Origin of the sequence: Streptomyces sp. NPDC014861 (assembly GCF_043081625.1) — a bacterium.
Classification (GTDB): Bacteria; Actinomycetota; Actinomycetes; order Streptomycetales; family Streptomycetaceae; genus Streptomyces.
In genome coordinates, this window is the sequence record NZ_JBIBWV010000002.1 from 80,012 (window position 1) to 95,120 (window position 15,109).

The 15,109-nt window shown below is 72.0% G+C and carries 14 protein-coding genes and 1 riboswitch; of the genes, 9 read left to right on the forward strand and 5 right to left on the reverse strand.

The window, feature by feature from the left end:
- Window positions 1-87: 87 nt before the first annotated feature.
- Window positions 88-1,590, reverse strand: coding sequence for a tetratricopeptide repeat protein (locus ACF1BN_RS04175; protein WP_392330039.1), 1,503 nt, complete (start codon window positions 1,588-1,590; stop codon window positions 88-90).
- Between the two features lie 98 nt (window positions 1,591-1,688).
- Here ACF1BN_RS04175 and ACF1BN_RS04180 point away from each other — a divergent pair, with 98 nt between their 5' ends.
- Window positions 1,689-3,065, forward strand: coding sequence for an FAD-binding oxidoreductase (locus ACF1BN_RS04180; RefSeq protein ID WP_392330040.1), 1,377 nt, complete (start codon window positions 1,689-1,691; stop codon window positions 3,063-3,065).
- A gap of 16 nt (window positions 3,066-3,081) precedes the next feature.
- On the opposite strand, the gene ACF1BN_RS04185 is transcribed toward ACF1BN_RS04180, so the two are convergent.
- A complete protein-coding gene (locus ACF1BN_RS04185) occupies window positions 3,082-3,576 on the reverse strand; it encodes an SsgA family sporulation/cell division regulator (protein WP_392330041.1) in 495 nt (164 codons plus the stop codon).
- A gap of 384 nt (window positions 3,577-3,960) precedes the next feature.
- On the opposite strand from ACF1BN_RS04185, the gene ACF1BN_RS04190 reads away from it, so the two are divergent.
- Both ACF1BN_RS04190 and ACF1BN_RS04195 read left to right on the forward strand, forming a co-directional pair.
- Window positions 3,961-5,358, forward strand: a complete 1,398-nt coding sequence (locus ACF1BN_RS04190; RefSeq protein ID WP_392330042.1) for an RDD family protein — start codon at window positions 3,961-3,963, stop codon at window positions 5,356-5,358.
- A gap of 81 nt (window positions 5,359-5,439) precedes the next feature.
- The gene (locus tag ACF1BN_RS04195; protein WP_392330043.1) at window positions 5,440-6,114 is read left to right on the forward strand and encodes an RDD family protein; all 675 of its coding nucleotides are present in this window, start codon (window positions 5,440-5,442) and stop codon (window positions 6,112-6,114) included.
- A 22-nt stretch (window positions 6,115-6,136) separates the two neighbouring features.
- Here ACF1BN_RS04195 and ACF1BN_RS04200 read toward each other — a convergent pair whose 3' ends face one another.
- Window positions 6,137-6,415 (reverse strand): hypothetical protein, encoded by a 279-nt coding sequence (locus ACF1BN_RS04200; RefSeq protein ID WP_392330044.1) that lies wholly within the window; start codon window positions 6,413-6,415, stop codon window positions 6,137-6,139.
- 361 nt (window positions 6,416-6,776) lie between these two features.
- Here ACF1BN_RS04200 and ACF1BN_RS04205 point away from each other — a divergent pair, with 361 nt between their 5' ends.
- Together ACF1BN_RS04205 and ACF1BN_RS04210 are read left to right on the forward strand one after the other, a co-directional pair.
- Window positions 6,777-9,221: an immune inhibitor A domain-containing protein gene (locus ACF1BN_RS04205; RefSeq protein ID WP_392330045.1), complete on the forward strand. Its 2,445-nt coding sequence runs from the start codon at window positions 6,777-6,779 to the stop codon at window positions 9,219-9,221.
- A 145-nt stretch (window positions 9,222-9,366) separates the two neighbouring features.
- A complete protein-coding gene (locus ACF1BN_RS04210) occupies window positions 9,367-9,678 on the forward strand; it encodes a hypothetical protein (RefSeq protein WP_391763659.1) in 312 nt (103 codons plus the stop codon).
- Window positions 9,679-9,691: 13 nt separating this feature from the next.
- Here the strand turns inward: ACF1BN_RS04210 and ACF1BN_RS04215 are convergent, their stop codons facing one another.
- Together ACF1BN_RS04215 and ACF1BN_RS04220 are read right to left on the reverse strand one after the other, a co-directional pair.
- Window positions 9,692-10,291, reverse strand: coding sequence for an isochorismatase family protein (locus tag ACF1BN_RS04215; RefSeq protein ID WP_392330046.1), 600 nt, complete (start codon window positions 10,289-10,291; stop codon window positions 9,692-9,694).
- 108 nt (window positions 10,292-10,399) lie between these two features.
- Window positions 10,400-11,728, reverse strand: a complete 1,329-nt coding sequence (locus tag ACF1BN_RS04220) for a nicotinate phosphoribosyltransferase (RefSeq protein WP_392330047.1) — start codon at window positions 11,726-11,728, stop codon at window positions 10,400-10,402.
- 101 nt (window positions 11,729-11,829) lie between these two features.
- Between ACF1BN_RS04220 and clpS the strand changes: the two genes are divergently transcribed.
- The 4 genes from clpS (at window position 11,830) to ACF1BN_RS04240 (ending at window position 14,973) form a co-directional block, all read left to right on the forward strand.
- Window positions 11,830-12,144, forward strand: coding sequence for an ATP-dependent Clp protease adapter ClpS (clpS, locus tag ACF1BN_RS04225; protein WP_392330048.1), 315 nt, complete (start codon window positions 11,830-11,832; stop codon window positions 12,142-12,144).
- Window positions 12,144-12,725: a DUF2017 domain-containing protein gene (locus ACF1BN_RS04230; RefSeq protein WP_392330049.1), complete on the forward strand. Its 582-nt coding sequence runs from the start codon at window positions 12,144-12,146 to the stop codon at window positions 12,723-12,725. The genes clpS and ACF1BN_RS04230 overlap by 1 nt, the downstream gene beginning before the upstream one ends.
- A gap of 318 nt (window positions 12,726-13,043) precedes the next feature.
- A complete protein-coding gene (locus ACF1BN_RS04235) occupies window positions 13,044-14,471 on the forward strand; it encodes an amino acid permease (protein ID WP_360312059.1) in 1,428 nt (475 codons plus the stop codon).
- Between the two features lie 76 nt (window positions 14,472-14,547).
- Window positions 14,548-14,973: a Mov34/MPN/PAD-1 family protein gene (locus tag ACF1BN_RS04240; protein WP_392330050.1), complete on the forward strand. Its 426-nt coding sequence runs from the start codon at window positions 14,548-14,550 to the stop codon at window positions 14,971-14,973.
- A riboswitch (cobalamin riboswitch) is annotated at window positions 14,959-15,093 on the forward strand. (Overlaps the previous gene by 15 nt.)
- Window positions 15,094-15,109: the final 16 nt, after the last annotated feature.

Here is a 15,109-nt window from a genome sequence, read left to right on the forward strand (position 1 = left end):
GGCCCGATCCGGCGCCGATAGTCCGACAGGTCGCGGAACCGGCCTCCGCGTCCGGGACGGGGCACGGGGCCCGTCCCGGACGCGAGGTCAACCCGCCTTCCTCTCCCCGGCCCCCGCCTTCCCCGTCTCCGCTCCCGCCTTCTCCCTCTCCGCTTCCGCCTTCCGCTCCGCCGCCGCCCGCTCCGCGGCCCTCCGTCCCAGCTCCTCCTCCGACAGCGCGTCCTCCGGGACCGCGTCCGGATCCGGCGCGCCCAGCCGCGCGAGCGCCGCCTCCGCCCGGGGCGCGTGCAGCGGCGAGAAGGACGGGTGGATCCGCAGCGCCTCCTCCAGGTGCCGCCGGGCCGCCCCCGTCCGCCCGAGCGCCCGCTCGATCTCACCCAGGTGGTACGTGTACGAGGCGCTGCGCAGCCCCTCGTCGGTGGCCCGCCGGGCGTACGGCAGCGCCTCCTCCGGCTCGCCCGCCCGGTACAGCGCCCAGCCCAGCGCGTCCGCCACCGCCACCGACCGGTGGCCCCGTGCCCACGCGGCCTTCAGCCGGGCCACCGCCACCGCCGGATCGCCGTGGTCGGCGTCGAGCAGCCCCAGCACGACCTCGGTCGACGGCGAGGCCCAGCTCCCGCCCCGCAGGCGCGCGTACGCCGCCCCCGCGTCCCCGCTCAGGCCCAGCGCCTCGGCCAGCTCCCCGGACTCCAGGACGTACTCCGGCAGCGGCTGCCGGGCCAGCGCGTCCCGCCAGTCCCGCTGCGCCTCGTCGGTCCGCCCCAGCGCCGCCAGCGCCCGCGCCCGGCCCGCCAGCGCCGGCGCGTGGTCCCGGACGAACCGCAGCGCCGTCCCGTACCGCTCCAGCGCCTCGGCCGGCTCCCCGCGCTCCCACGCGAACTGCCCGAGCCGGGTGTGCGCCGCCGCCCGCTCCGCGTCCGTCGCCGCCAGTGCCGCCGCGTCCAGGGCCGTGGCGTCGGCGTCCTCCCGCCACCCCCGGTCCCGGTGGACCTGAGCCGCCCGGCCCCGGACCACCGACCCGCCGCGCAGCTCCTCCAGCCGCTCCATCGCCTTCCGGGCCGCCGGATAGTCCCCGAGGCCGTTGTACGCGTCGATGAGCAGCGGATACGTGTTCCACCGCCGCGGCGAGGCCTTTCTGACGCGCTCGCCCCACTCCTTCGCGCCCTTCCAGTCCCCGCGCGCCCCCGCGAGAACCCCGAGCCCCAGCTGCGCGTCCACGTTCCCCCGTCCCGCCGGCAGTTCCGCCAGCGACCGGTTCAGCGCCCGCTCGGCCCGCGGCAGGTCCCGCGCGTCCCCGAGCCGGGTGCCCCGCTCCGTATAGGCCGCGCCCAGCACCGCCCAGGAAGGCGCGTCGTCCGGGTGCCTCCTCAGCCACCTCTCCCGCTCCCCGATCAGCGCCACGAGGTCCGGCAGCGCCGCCGGCGCCCCCGCGTGCGCCGCGCTCGCCGCCCGCTCGGCCGGCCCCGGAGGCCGCGGCGCGTCCCGGTCCAGGAACTCCGGCAGGTACAGCAGCGCCGTCGCCGCGAGCACCGCCCCCACCCCGGAGGCGAGCACCACCCGCGACACGTTCTGGCTCTTCATGGGGCTCATGCGCCTCACTGTGCGCCCGGCCGTGCTCGTACGAAGAGCACACCGGCCGCCCGCCCCGGCGGGTTCACACCGTTGGCCCCGAGTGCCAGGCTGGGAGCATGGACGATCTTCAGACGCTCCACGCGGCACTCCGCGCCGGGCTCCCCGCCGACGCCGTCCTCACCGACCCGGACGTGACGGCCTCCTACACCCACGACATGGCGAGCTTCTGCGACGCGGGCACCCCCGCGGTCGTCGTGCTGCCGCGCACCGTCGAACAGGTCCAGCACGTCATGCGGACCGCGACCGGGCACCGCGTCCCGGTCGTGCCGCAGGGCGCCCGCACCGGACTGTCCGGGGGCGCCAACGCCTCCGAGGGCTGCGTCGTGCTCTCCCTCGTCAAGATGGACCGCATCCTGGAGATCGACCCGGTCGACCGCGTCGCCGTCGTCGAACCGGGCGTGGTCAACGCCGTGCTGTCCCGCGCCGTCGAGGAACACGGCCTGTACTACCCGCCGGACCCCTCCAGCTGGGAGTCCTGCACCATCGGCGGCAACATCGGCACCGCCTCCGGCGGGCTGTGCTGCGTCAAGTACGGCGTCACCGCCGAGTACGTCCTCGGCCTGGAGGTCGTGCTCGCCGACGGGCGGCTCCTCACCACCGGGCGGCGCACCGCCAAGGGCGTCGCCGGATACGACCTCACCCGGCTGTTCGTCGGCTCCGAGGGCAGCCTCGGCATCGTCGTCAAGGCGATCCTCGCGCTCAAGCCGCGCCCGCCCGCCCAGCTCGTCCTCGCCGCCGAGTTCCCCTCCACGGACGCCGCCTGCGCCGCCGTCTGCGCGATCATGGAGCGCGGCCACACCCCGTCCCTCCTCGAACTCATGGACCGCACCACCGTCCAGGCCGTCAACCGGACGGCGAGGATGGGCCTCCCGGAGACCACCGAGGCGCTGCTGCTGTGCGCCTTCGACACGCCCGACCCGACCGCCGACCTCACCGCCGTCGGCGACATCTGCGCGGCCGCCGGCGCCACCGAGGTCGTCCCCGCCGCGGACGCCGCCGAGTCCGAACTCCTCCTCCAGGCCCGCCGGCTCTCCCTCACCGCCCTGGAGACCCTCAGGCCCGCCACGATGATCGACGACGTCTGCGTCCCCCGCACCCGGCTCGCCGAGATGCTCGCCGGGACCACCGCCATCGCCGAGAAGTACGCCCTCACCATCGGCGTCTGCGCCCACGCGGGCGACGGCAACACCCACCCCGTCGTCTGCTTCGACCACACCGACGAGGACGAGTCCCGGCGCGCCCGCGAGTCCTTCGACGCGATCATGGCGCTCGGCCTCTCCCTCGGCGGCACCATCACCGGCGAACACGGCGTCGGCGTCCTGAAGAAGGAGTGGCTGGCCCGCGAGCTCGGGCCGGTCGGACTCGGGATCCAGCGGGAGATCAAGCGCGTCTTCGACCCGCTGGGCCTGCTCAACCCGGGCAAGCTCTTCTGAGCCCACCGGTACCGGCTCACAGCTCGCCGTCGTGCGACTCGTCCGACGGCCACGGGTCGCGCAGCCACAGGTCGTCGCCGACCACCGTGGTCGCCAGCAGCTCGGCCAGCCCGTCGTCGATGCCCAGACGCTCCGACTCCGTGCCCGGCGGCACCGTCCGCAGGGTCCGCTCCAGCCAGGCGGACACCTGCGCCGACGGTGCCTCCAGGAGCGCGTCCCCGTCGGGGGAGGAGAGGGCCATCAGGACGACGCTGCGCCCGTCGACCTTGGTCGGCCAGATCCGCACGTCCCCGTGGCCGCAGGCCCGGAAGACTCCCTCGACGAGGAGTTCACGGGCGAAGGTCCAGTTCACCGGGTGGTCGGAGCCGATGTGGAAGGTCATGTGCACGGCGTACGGGTCGTCCGTGCGGTAGGCCAGCCGGGCCGGCACCGGGACCGAGCGCTCGGGGGACAGGACCAGCTTCAGCTCCAGCTCGCGCTCGACGGTGGTGGGCTCGGTGTTGTTCCGCATGGCTGCTGCCTCTCGGGTGGGGGCCCCGGACGGGCCTTCACCTGGAGAGAGCGCGGTTCCCGAGGTTCATTACGCGACTTCGGGAAGTTTTTTCGGGAAGTTTTTTCCGGCCCCGCCGAAGCCCCGACCACGCCTCCTGTCCGGCCCCCGGCCCGAAGCCCCGCCCGCCCCTCCTGTCCGGCTCCCGCCGAAGCCCCTCCCACCCCCCGTCAGGTCCCCCGCCCCCGATCTGCGGGCCCGAACCTCACGTGGAGTGAGGGATTCCGTCCCGTGTCGCCCGAAGGCGGCCTTTCTCGCGGGCTCTTTCTTCCCTCGGCGGCGTTCTTCGTTACTGTGCCTCCTTAGTGTGGTGACGGAACGTTGTGACTGAACGGAGTCGGGGCAGTGGCTACTCCTCCCGGAGGCGGCGGCGAGGTACCGCAGGCGGGGTACTACCCCGATCCGTCGATCCCCGGATACATCCGGTACTGGAACGGCGGCTCCTGGGTGCCCGGCACGAGCCGGCCCGCCCCGAAGGACGGCGAGGGCGCACCGGTCCCGCCCGCCCAGGCCGCGCCGGCCGGGCCGGTCCTCGCCCCGAGCCCCGCCCCGGCCCCGGTACCGGCGCCGTCCCCCGAACCCGCCCCGGCCGCCGCGCCCGCCGCCGTCGAGGAGACCGGACCGCACTTCTTCGACGAGGAACCCCCCGTACGGGAACCGGCCACCGCCTGGCGCGCCGACGCCGCCCGGCAGTCCGCCCCCGCGTCCGGACAGGCGCCCCACGCGGCCGCCTGGGGCACGCCCCAGCCCGCCGCGCCCGCGCCCGCCGCCGAGCCGGCGCCCGTGCCCGCCGTACCCGACCCGAGGGCCCCGGTCGATTGGCCGGCCGCCCCCGCGCAGGCCGAGGCGCCCGCCGCCGACCCCCGGCTCGCGAGCGCCCCCGCGCGCCTCGGCGGCATGCCGGTCACCCCGGCGCCCGCGCCCGTCCACGAGGCGCCGGCCCCGGCCCCCGTCCACGATGCCCCCGCCCCGGCGCCCGCGCCCGTACGACCCCAGCCCCAACCCCAGCCCCATCCGCACCCGCAGCCCTACGCGCACCCCCAGCCGGCCCCGGCCCCGGCTCCCGTTCCCGCCCCGGCCCCCGCGCCAGCCCCGGCCCCCGCGCCCACCCCCTCCTGGGCCCAGCCGCAGCAGCCCGCCGCCCCGGAGCAGCACGGACAGCAGCCGCAGCAGCAGGGACAGCAGGCGCAGCAGCCGGTCGTGCCGTGGAAGCCGCCGGTCGAGGACCCCTTCCTCCAGGCCGTCCGCGAGCAGTCGTCCGCGCCCCCGGCCGGACTCGGCCGCCGGCTCCTCGCCCGGCTGGTCGACACCCTCCTCCTCGGCGCGATGGCGGTCGGCGCGGGCTTCCCCTTCGTCACCGCCGCGCTGGACCACATCCAGGAGAAGATCGACGCGGCCAAGCGGTCCGGCGTCACCGTCCAGGTCTGGCTGGTCGACGGCACCACCTCGGTCCAGTTCGGCATCGCGCTCGGTCTGCTGCTCGTCCTGGGCGTGCTCTACGAGGCGCTGCCCACGGCCAAGTGGGGCCGCACGCTCGGCAAGAAGCTGTGCGGGATCCAGGTCAGGGACATCGAGGCGCACGAGCCGCCGACCTTCGGCCGGTCGCTGCGCCGCTGGTTCCTGTACACCTTCCTGGGCCTGCTCGTGATCGGCGTCCTCAACGTGCTCTGGTGCGTCTTCGACCGCCCGTGGCGCCAGTGCTGGCACGACAAGGCGGCCGGCACCTTCGTCGCCCGGGCCTGACGCCGACCTGTCGGGGGATCAGGTCCCCCGAACGGGGGCCCAGCCGTTGCGGGCCCCCGGTGGCCGGGATGCGATGCCCCCATGAGCACCGACCAGCCGCCGCCCGGCCCGCCCCCCGACGACGACCCGTTCAGCAAGCGGCCCCAGGACCCGCCGCCGGGGGCCCCGCCGCCGGGCTCGCCGCCCCCGGGCTCGCCGCCGCCGGGGAGCCCGTACGACTCCCCGTACCCGCCCCCGCCCCCGTACGGCGGCCACGGCGGGGGCTACGGCGGCACCGACCCGCTCTCCGGGATGCCGCCGCTCGCCGAGACCGGGCGCCGGATCCTCGCCCGGCTCATCGACTGGGTGATCGTCGCGGTGCCGCTGGCGATCATCGGCATCCCGTTCGACATCTACGACCGGGCCACCCGGGACGGCACCGACTTCCAGGACGCCGTGACCGGGGGCAGCTCGCTCGTCTTCCAGCTGCTCACGATCGTCGCCTTCGTCGCCTACGACACCGTGCTCACGGCGCAGAACGGGCAGACCCTCGGCAAGCGGCTGATGAAGCTGCGCGTGGCCATGCTCAATGACGGCTCCACGCCCCCGATGAGCCAGTCGCTGCTGCGCGCCGTCGTGCTCTGGCTGCCCGCGCTGGTCTGCTGCGCCTGCCTGTGGCCGCTGCTCATCCTGATCCTGATCCTGGTCGACAAGCCCTACAAGCAGGGTCTGCACGACAAGGCGGCGAAGACGGTGGTCGTCACGGTGGCGCGGTAGCCGCCGGCGGACGGACGGTCCCTCACGCTCCGGTCCGGGTATCGGCTCGCGCGCCCACCTGCGCGGCCGGTACCCGGACCGCGTCGTTCCCCGGGCTCGCGCCGGGGGTGTCGGAGGTCTTGACGGGCCGCGCCGCTCCCGGCATCGTCACCGCCACGAGAACGCCGAGCAGCAGTCCGGCGAGACAGGCCGCGGCGATGCCGGGCGGCCCCGTGGCGCCGGTCAGGAGCAGGAGCGCGGCGGTCGCGAGGACCACGACGGCCGAACCGTAGGCGTACTGCGCTGCGTTCGGACGCTGCATGACGGATACCGCCCCTCCGGACTCCCGGTCGACTCTACGACGCTCGATGCCCGGGTGGAACGACGGGTAAGCGTGACCTGACCCACGGTGTCGGAGCACGGGGGGCGCACGGGTCGCACGGACGGGTGCGGAGCGGGCGGGACGACTCCGGAGCACCCGAACTTTCCCTTTCTTTACTCGACTTGACCGTCCGCATACCGGATTCCGACACCCGCATAGTGCACTTGGTGTGTGCAAGTCAAGATCTGTCTTTTCTCGGCTCCCTCCGGTCGAATGTCGTCACTTGTGACGCGCGCCCTGTCGGACGGGACACCCCACCTCCTGGTCCCGAGGCGTGGGCGCCGGGGAGGAACGACACCAAGTGACCAACAGACGACGGGCGATTCGGGCGTCCGCAGTCGTCGTGGCGCTCGCGGCCACCGCCGCCACCGCCTCGACCTTCGGCACCGCCTGGGCGAACGACAACGGCAGGGTCTCCGCGGCGGACGTCCGCCACGACCCGGCCCCGGGGCACGACCACGGCCACGGTCCGGACAGGACCACGGTCGACCACGACCTCGACGGTCCCTTCAGCAAGCAGCAGGCGCAGCAGCGCAAGGCCGCCCTGGAGCAGGTCCTGAAGGGCGACGCCAAGGTCGAGAACCGCGGCGGTTCCAAGGTCGTCAAGCTCGACGCGAAGAAGTACGTCGAGCTCGGCCGCGAGAAGACCGACAAGATCTTCACCATCCTGGTCGAGTTCGGCGACCAGGTGGACACCACCACCCTCGTCGACCGCAAGGACGACGACACGGACGAGCTGAAGCCGAAGTTCGGCGGCACGCCCGGCCCGCTGCACAACCAGATAGCCAAGCCGGACCGCAAGAAGGACAACTCGACGGCCTGGCAGGCGGACTACAACCAGAAGCACTTCCAGGACCTGTACTTCGGCACCGGCAAGGACAAGAAGACCGGTCAGCAGAAGCAGTCCCTGAAGACCTACTACGAGCGCACCTCGTCCGGCCGCTACTCGGTCGACGGCACGGTCTCCGACTGGGTCAAGGTCCCGTACAACGAGGCCCGTTACGGCTCCAACTACTGCGGCCAGACCAACTGCGCCAACGTGTGGGACACCGTGCGCGACGGCGTCGACGCCTGGGTCGCCGACCAGAAGGCCAAGGGCAGGACCGACGCCCAGATCAAGGCCGACATGGCCGCCTACGACCAGTGGGACCGCTACGACTTCGACGCCGACGGCAACTTCAACGAGGCCGACGGCTACATCGACCACTTCCAGATCGTTCACGCGGGCGAGGACGAGTCGGCCGGCGGCGGTGCCCAGGCGACCGACGCCCTGTGGGCCCACCGCTGGTACGCCTACGGCACCAGCGCGGGCAAGACCGGCCCGGCGAACAACAAGGCCGGCGGCACCCCGATCGGCGACACCGGCATCTGGGTCGGCGACTACACGATGCAGCCCGAGAACGGCGGCCTCGGCGTCTTCGCCCACGAGTACGGCCACGACCTCGGCCTGCCGGACCTGTACGACACCGCGGGCGGCGAGAACTCGACCGGCTTCTGGTCGCTGATGTCCTCCGGCTCCTGGCTGGGCCTGGGCAAGGACTCCATCGGCGACATGCCGGGCGACATGAACTCCTGGGACAAGCTCCAGCTCGGCTGGCTCAACTACACCAAGGTGAGCAACGAGCAGCGCGCGTCCAAGTCCACCCACAAGCTGGGCGTCTCGGAGTACAACACCAAGAACCCGCAGGCGCTCCTCGTCGAGCTGCCGAAGAAGGCCGTCACCACCGACATCGTCGCCCCCGCCGAGGGCGCGACCCAGTGGTGGTCCGGCATGGGCGACGACCTCAAGAACACCCTCACCCGCCCGGTCGACCTGACCGGCAAGTCGTCCGCCACCCTGTCCTACAAGGGCTGGTACGACATCGAGGCCGAGTACGACTACCTCTACACCGAGGTGTCGACGGACGGCGGCGCCAACTGGACCGCCCTGGACGGCACGGCCGACGGCAAGCCGATCGACCGTGACGCGGCCGGCACCCCGGCGCTGTCCAGCGTCTCCGGCGGCCACAAGTCGCTCTCCTTCGACCTCTCGTCCTACGCGGGCAAGAAGTTCGACCTCCGCTTCCGCTACCAGACGGACGGCGGCCTGGCGCTCAAGGGCTTCGCGGCCGACGCCATCACGCTGACCGCCGACGGTGCCACCGTCTTCTCCGACAACGCGGAGAACGGTGACAACGGCTGGACGGCCAAGGGCTTCACGCGGATGGGCAAGGGCTTCACGAAGGAGTACGAGCAGTACTACATCGCGGAGAACCGCCAGTACGTCTCGTACGACGCCACCCTGAAGGTCGGCCCGTACAACTTCGGCTTCGCCGGTGACAAGGCGAGCTGGGTCGAGCACTACCCGTACCAGAACGGTCTGCTCATCTGGAAGTGGGACCTGTCCCAGAAGGACAACAACACCTCCGCCCACCCGGGTGAGGGCCTGATCCTCCCGATCGACGCCCACCCGACGCCGCTGAAGTACAACGACGGCACCCTGATGCGCAACCGCGTCCAGGCGTACGACTCGACCTTCGGAACGTACCGGACGGACTCTTTCCGTCTGCACAAGGCCGACGTCCCGACCTGGGTCCGCTCGCAGCCGGGCAACCCGGTCTTCGACGACCGCAAGGGCACGTACTGGTACCCGGAGACCGAGCGCGCCGGCGTGAAGGTCACTGACACCAACACGAAGATCCAGGTCGTCAAGGAGCCGGCGAACGGCCAGACGGTCACGGTCCAGGTGGGCCCGTCGACGCGTTGATCGACTAGCGTTTCGGCAAAATAGCAGGTAAAAGCATGATCGGCCGTCGCCCTCTAGCGGGCGGCGGCCGATCGTGTTTAGGTGCAGCTGACCGGGTCCTCACGGACTCCTTATTGACAGTCGGCTCACGGGGGAGTGGTTCCGCATGCCTGGTGGAGGGTTCTGCAAGTTGCCGGGAGGCAGCGTGGTGGTCGCGATAGGGCTGCCCAGTCCGGCCGGCGACGGCGCGAACGTACGCTTCCTCGTCCACGCCGCGAACCGCGCCAGGGCCCTGACCAGGCTCCGAAACCTGGGCCTGCGGTCGGTTTACCTGCGGGGGAACGCCGAGCCGCCCACGCCGGACGAGATCACGGCCGTCCTGCACCACCCGGACGGACTGCTGTGGAGATCCGCGCCGGGCGCCGCACAGGAGCTGTGGCACCCGGCCAGAACCCTGCCGAGGGCTCCCGCCGCCTGACGGGCCCCTCCGACTAACCCACGACGGGGACTCCGGAGAGTTCCACCCCGGCCTCGCGGAGCTCCACGAGGGCCCGCTCGGTCGTCCCGCGGGCGACCCCGGCCGTCAGGTCGAGCAGGACGCGGGTGCGGAAGCCCTCGCGGGCCGCGTCCAGGGCGGTGGCCCGGACGCAGTGGTCGGTGGCGATGCCCACCACGTCGACCTCGGTGACGTCCCGCTCGCGCAGCCACCGCGCCAGCGTCTGCCCGTTCTCGTCCTGCCCCTCGAAGCCGCTGTACGCGGCGTCGTAGGCGCCCTTGTCGAAGACGGCCTGCACCGCGCCGCAGGCGACGGCGGGGGCGAAGTTCGGGTGGAAGCCGACGCCCTCGGTGCCGGCGACGCAGTGCCGCGGCCAGGAGCTGACGTAGTCCGGGTCCTGGCCGTCCGGGGCGAAGTGGGCCCCCGGGTCGATGTGGTGGTCCCGGGTCGCGACGACGTGCCGGTAGGCGGCGCCCGCCGCCTCGCCCACGAGCTCGGTGATGGCGGCGGCGACGTCCGCGCCGCCCGTCACCGCGAGGCTGCCGCCCTCGCAGAAGTCGTTCTGTACGTCCACGACGATCAGTGCGCGGTGCATGGAGGGTGTCCTCGGGTGGTCGGATGGGATGGGACGAGCCTAGAGACTTCCCCTCCGGATGGGGAGGGGAACGCCTCCACGCCCTGCCGGGTCTCTCCCGGGCTCTGTCTAGAGGTACTCCGTCGGGAGCACCGGCTCGCCGCGCGAGAGCTGGATCGCCGACATCGGCAGACCGGTGCGGGCCGCGATGTGGCGGGCGCGGGCGGCCTCCAGGGGCTCCCGGGCGACCACCTCGCCGCCCTTGACCAGCTCGACCAGGAGCTGGTCGGCGGCGAGCCCGTCGGGGACCGGGCCGGTGCCGATCACCTCGGCCGCGGCGACGCCGTCGGCGTCCTTGCGGCGCGCGGCCCACTTGCGGCCGCCGACGGACGCCTTGCCGCCCAGCGACTTCTTGGCGACCGGGACCAGCGGGGCCCGGGGGTCGGCCGAGGCGGCCCGGGCGACCAGCTTGTAGACCATGGAGCAGGTGGGGTGGCCGCTGCCGGTGACGAGCTGGGTGCCCACCCCGTACGCGTCGACCGGTGCGGCGGCCAGCGAGGCGATGGCGTACTCGTCGAGGTCGGAGGTGACCACGATGCGGGTGTCCCGGGCGCCGAGCTCGTCGAGCTGGGCCCGGACCCGGTGGGCGACGAGCAGGAGGTCGCCGGAGTCGATGCGGACGGCGCCGAGCTCGGGCCCGGCGATCTCGACGGCGGTGCGGACGGCCTCCGCCACGTCGTAGGTGTCGACGAGGAGGGTGGTGCCCCGGCCGAGGCTGTCGACCTGGGCCCGGAAGGCGTCCCGCTCGCTGTCGTGGAGCAGGGTGAAGGCGTGCGCGGAGGTGCCGACGGTCGGGATGCCGTAGCGGAAGCCCGCGGCGAGGTCCGAGGTGGAGTCGAAGCCGCCGACGTAGGCGGCGCGGGAGGCGGCGACGGCGGCCAGCTCGTGGGTGCGGCGGGCGCCCATCTCGATCAGGCGCCGCCCGCCGGCCGCCGCCGACATCCGGGAGGCGGCCGCGGCGATGGCCGAGTCGTGGTTGAGGATCGAGAGGATCACCGTCTCCAGGAGCACGCACTCGGCGAAGGAGCCCTCGACGCGCAGCACGGGCGAGCCGGGGAAGTACACCTCCCCCTCGGGGTAGCCCCAGATGTCGCCGGAGAAGCGGTAGCCGGCGAGCCATTCGAGGGTCGGCTCGTCGACGATCGACCGCTCGCGCAGGAAGCCGAGGACGGCCGGGTCGAATCGGAAGTTCTCGACGGCGTCCAGCACCCGGCCGACGCCGGCGAGGACGCCGTACCGCCGTCCCTCCGGCAGCCTCCGGGTGAAGACCTCGAAGACGGAGCGCCGGTCGGCGGTGCCGGCCCGGAGGGCCGCCTGGAGCATGGTGAGCTCGTACTGGTCGGTGAAGAGCGCGGTCGACGGCACGTCCACCGGGAGCCCAAGGTCCGCAGCGTTCATGCCGACGATGCTAGCGCAGTATTCGTCAGTTTGACGAATACTGCGCCGGGCGACCTCTCCGCGGTGGCCCGTTTGTGCGACGGGGGGGCCCGGGTGGCAGCATGGGACGAGTGAGCATCGCGCCTATCGAGATCGAACGGACCGAGTCGGCCGAGGAGGTCTCCGCGGTCGTCGAGCCCGACGTCCCCTGGGTCACCCTCGTGCACAACGACCCGGTGAACCTGATGAGCTATGTCACCTACGTCTTCCAGTCGTATTTCGGTTATTCGAAGGACAAGGCGCACAAGCTGATGCTCGACGTGCACCACAAGGGCCGCGCGGTGGTCTCCAGCGGCACCCGCGAGGAGATGGAACGGGACGTGCAGGCGATGCACGGCTACGGACTGTGGGCGACCCTCACCCAGGACCGCGGCTGATGGCCGGCCACTTCGAGGCCGTCCCGGGCGGCGGAGCGGCCGTCGCCCTCGACGAGGTCGAGGTCTCCATCCTGCGCTCCCTCTCCGTCCAGCTCCTGGAGCTGATCGGGCCGGGCGACGAACCCGAGGCGGACGCCGACCCGCTCGCCGCGCTCTTCGCCGAGGGCCCCAGCGAACCCCCGTCCGATCCGGCCCTGCGCCGGCTCTTCCCCGACGCGTACGGGGACGACACCGAGGAGCTGCGGGCCGCCGCGGCCGACTTCCGCCGCTTCACCGAGAACGACCTGCGGGCCCGCAAGCGGGAGGACGCCCTCGCGGTGGTCCGCGCCTTGGACGGGCTGAGCAGCGAGGGGCCGGAGGACTCCGCCCTCCTGAAGCTGACCCCGGACGAGTCGCGGGCCTGGCTCGGCACGCTGAACGACCTGCGGCTGACCATCGCCACCCGGCTCGACATCACCGAGGACGAGGAGAGCGAGCGGCTCTACCGGCTGCCGGACAGCGATCCGCGCAAGCCGATGGTGATGGCGTACCTCTGGCTCGGGGCGCTCCAGGAGTCACTGGTCGAGACGCTGATGTCCTGACAGGTGCCCGTCACCGGGTGTTCGCTCAGCGGACGCTCAAATCCGGATAACGAACTCGTTATCTGAGCGAACACCTTGCCGTCTTGTATCCCTCTTGTCCGTATTTTTTTGTGGTGCGCGCCACACCCAACTCCGTCGATCACCGCCCGGCCCGTGATAAATCTTCACGACCACTCGGGCACGCCACCCCTGTTCCCGAGGGCGCCCCAGCCGGCTGACCGCCGGTGGCACTCCATCCATATCCGGGGGGATCAGGACCTGATCCGCAGCAGACGCACTCGATGTCGCGCGGATCAGCATGGAGAAAGGCGCACCACCATGACCTCAGTGCAGGTCGACAAGCAGCACGACGGCACCGACGGGGCCGTGGACGGCGGCGAGGGCTACCAGCGTGGCCTCGGCGCCCGCCAGATCCAGATGATCGCCATCGGCGGCGCGATCGGCACCGGGCTCTTCCTCGGCGCCGGCAAGGCCATCCACAAGGCCGGCCCCAGCCTCATCCTGGCGTACGCGATCGCCGGTCTGGTCATCTTCTTCATCATGCGGGCCCTGGGCGAACTGCTCATGTACCGACCGGTGTCGGGCTCCTTCGCGGAGTACGCCCGCGAGTTCGTCGGCCCCTTCGCCGGCTTCGTCACGGGCTGGACGTACTGGCTCTTCTGGGTCGTCACCGGCATCACCGAGGTCACCGCCGCGGCCACCTACATGACGTACTGGTGGGACATCCCGCAATGGATCTCCGCCCTCGTCTTCACCGTGATCCTCTACGGCGCCAACCTGATCTCCGTGAAGCTCTTCGGCGAGCTGGAGTTCTGGTTCTCCATGGTCAAGGTCACCGCCATCATCGGCATGATCCTGATCTGCGCCGGCATCCTCACCGTCGGCTTCTCCGACGCCGGTGACACCGCCACGGTGGCCCACCTCTGGAACCAGGGCGGCTTCTTCCCCAACGGCGTCGGCTCCACGCTGATGACCCTGCAGATCGTGATGTTCGCCTTCCTCGCCGTCGAGCTCGTCGGCGTCACCGCGGGCGAGTCCAAGGACCCGAAGACCGTCCTGCCCAAGGCCATCAACACCGTGCCGTGGCGCATCGCCGTCTTCTACGTCGGCGCCCTGATCATGATCCTGTCGGTCGTCCCCTGGACCGAGTTCCAGCCGGGCGTCTCCCCGTTCGTCGCCGCCTTCGAGAAGATGGGCCTCGGCGTCGGCGCCGCCATCGTCAACTTCGTCGTGCTGACGGCCGCGCTCTCCTCCTGCAACTCCGGCATGTACTCCACCGGCCGCATGCTGCGCGACCTCGCGCTCAACGGCCAGGGCCCGAAGGTCTTCACCCGGCTCACCAAGGGCGGCACCCCGCTCCTCGGCCTGACCTTCTCCGCCGCGCTCATGCTCGTCGGCGTCTGGATCAACTACGTCGCCCCGGGCAAGGCCTTCGAGTACGTGGTCTCCTTCGCGACCATCTCCGGCATGTGGGCCTGGATCATGATCCTCGTCAGCCAGATCCGCTACCGCCGCAAGTGCGACCGGGGCGAGCTGCCCGAGTCCACCTTCAAGGCCCCCGGCGCCCCCTGGACGAGCTGGTTCGCGCTGCTCTTCATCGGCATGGTCATCGTGATGATGGGCATCGACGAGGGCGCCCGCGTCTCGCTCTACTGCGCCCCCGTCTGGGGACTGATCCTCACCGTGTCCTACCTGGTGCTCAAGGCCCGCAACCCCGAGGGCGCCGCCTTCGTCAAGCGCTCCTGACCAGCACCGTCTCGGCATCCGGGCCGTTCCGTACCATCCCTCGGTACGGGGCGGCCCGTCTGCTTATCCTGTCGGCATGCTGACCATCACCCGGGACCTGTACGACCGGATCGTGGAACACTCCCGCGCGGACCACCCCGACGAGGCCTGCGGCGTCGTCGCGGGGCCGGTCGGCTCGGGCCGCCCCGAGCGCTTCATCCCGATGCTCAACGCCGCCCGCTCGCCCACCTTCTACGAGTTCGACTCCGCCGACCTCCTCAAGCTCTACCGCGAGATGGACGACCGGGACGAGGAGCCCGTGATCATCTACCACTCGCACACGGCGACCGAGGCGTACCCCTCCCGCACCGACATCACCTACGCCAACGAGCCCGGCGCCCACTACGTGCTCGTCTCCACCGCCGACACCGACGCCGCCGGACCCTTCCAGTTCCGCTCCTACACGATCGTCGAGGGCGTCGTGACCGAGGAGGACGTCAAGGTCGTCGAGGCGTACGAGTAGTCTGGCCCCGACCTTCAGGGCGGCAGGAACCAGGAAGCCGGTGCGAATCCGGCGCGGTCCCGCCACTGTGACCACACCCCGTGTGGAAGCCAGGAACTGACCTGCCGCCTTCTCACCACCGATCGGGGACGTGGAA

Coding starts and splice junctions, on each gene's coding strand:
- ACF1BN_RS04175 (WP_392330039.1), bottom strand. CDS start 1,590: ATGAGCCCCATGAAGAGCCAGAACGTGTCGCGGGTGGTGCTCGCCTCC.
- ACF1BN_RS04180 (WP_392330040.1), top strand. CDS start 1,689: ATGGACGATCTTCAGACGCTCCACGCGGCACTCCGCGCCGGGCTCCCC.
- ACF1BN_RS04185 (WP_392330041.1), bottom strand. CDS start 3,576: ATGCGGAACAACACCGAGCCCACCACCGTCGAGCGCGAGCTGGAGCTG.
- ACF1BN_RS04195 (WP_392330043.1), top strand. CDS start 5,440: ATGAGCACCGACCAGCCGCCGCCCGGCCCGCCCCCCGACGACGACCCG.
- ACF1BN_RS04200 (WP_392330044.1), bottom strand. CDS start 6,415: ATGCAGCGTCCGAACGCAGCGCAGTACGCCTACGGTTCGGCCGTCGTG.
- ACF1BN_RS04210 (WP_391763659.1), top strand. CDS start 9,367: ATGCCTGGTGGAGGGTTCTGCAAGTTGCCGGGAGGCAGCGTGGTGGTC.
- ACF1BN_RS04215 (WP_392330046.1), bottom strand. CDS start 10,291: ATGCACCGCGCACTGATCGTCGTGGACGTACAGAACGACTTCTGCGAG.
- ACF1BN_RS04220 (WP_392330047.1), bottom strand. CDS start 11,728: ATGAACGCTGCGGACCTTGGGCTCCCGGTGGACGTGCCGTCGACCGCG.
- clpS (WP_392330048.1), top strand. CDS start 11,830: ATGGGACGAGTGAGCATCGCGCCTATCGAGATCGAACGGACCGAGTCG.
- ACF1BN_RS04230 (WP_392330049.1), top strand. CDS start 12,144: ATGGCCGGCCACTTCGAGGCCGTCCCGGGCGGCGGAGCGGCCGTCGCC.
- ACF1BN_RS04235 (WP_360312059.1), top strand. CDS start 13,044: ATGACCTCAGTGCAGGTCGACAAGCAGCACGACGGCACCGACGGGGCC.
- ACF1BN_RS04240 (WP_392330050.1), top strand. CDS start 14,548: ATGCTGACCATCACCCGGGACCTGTACGACCGGATCGTGGAACACTCC.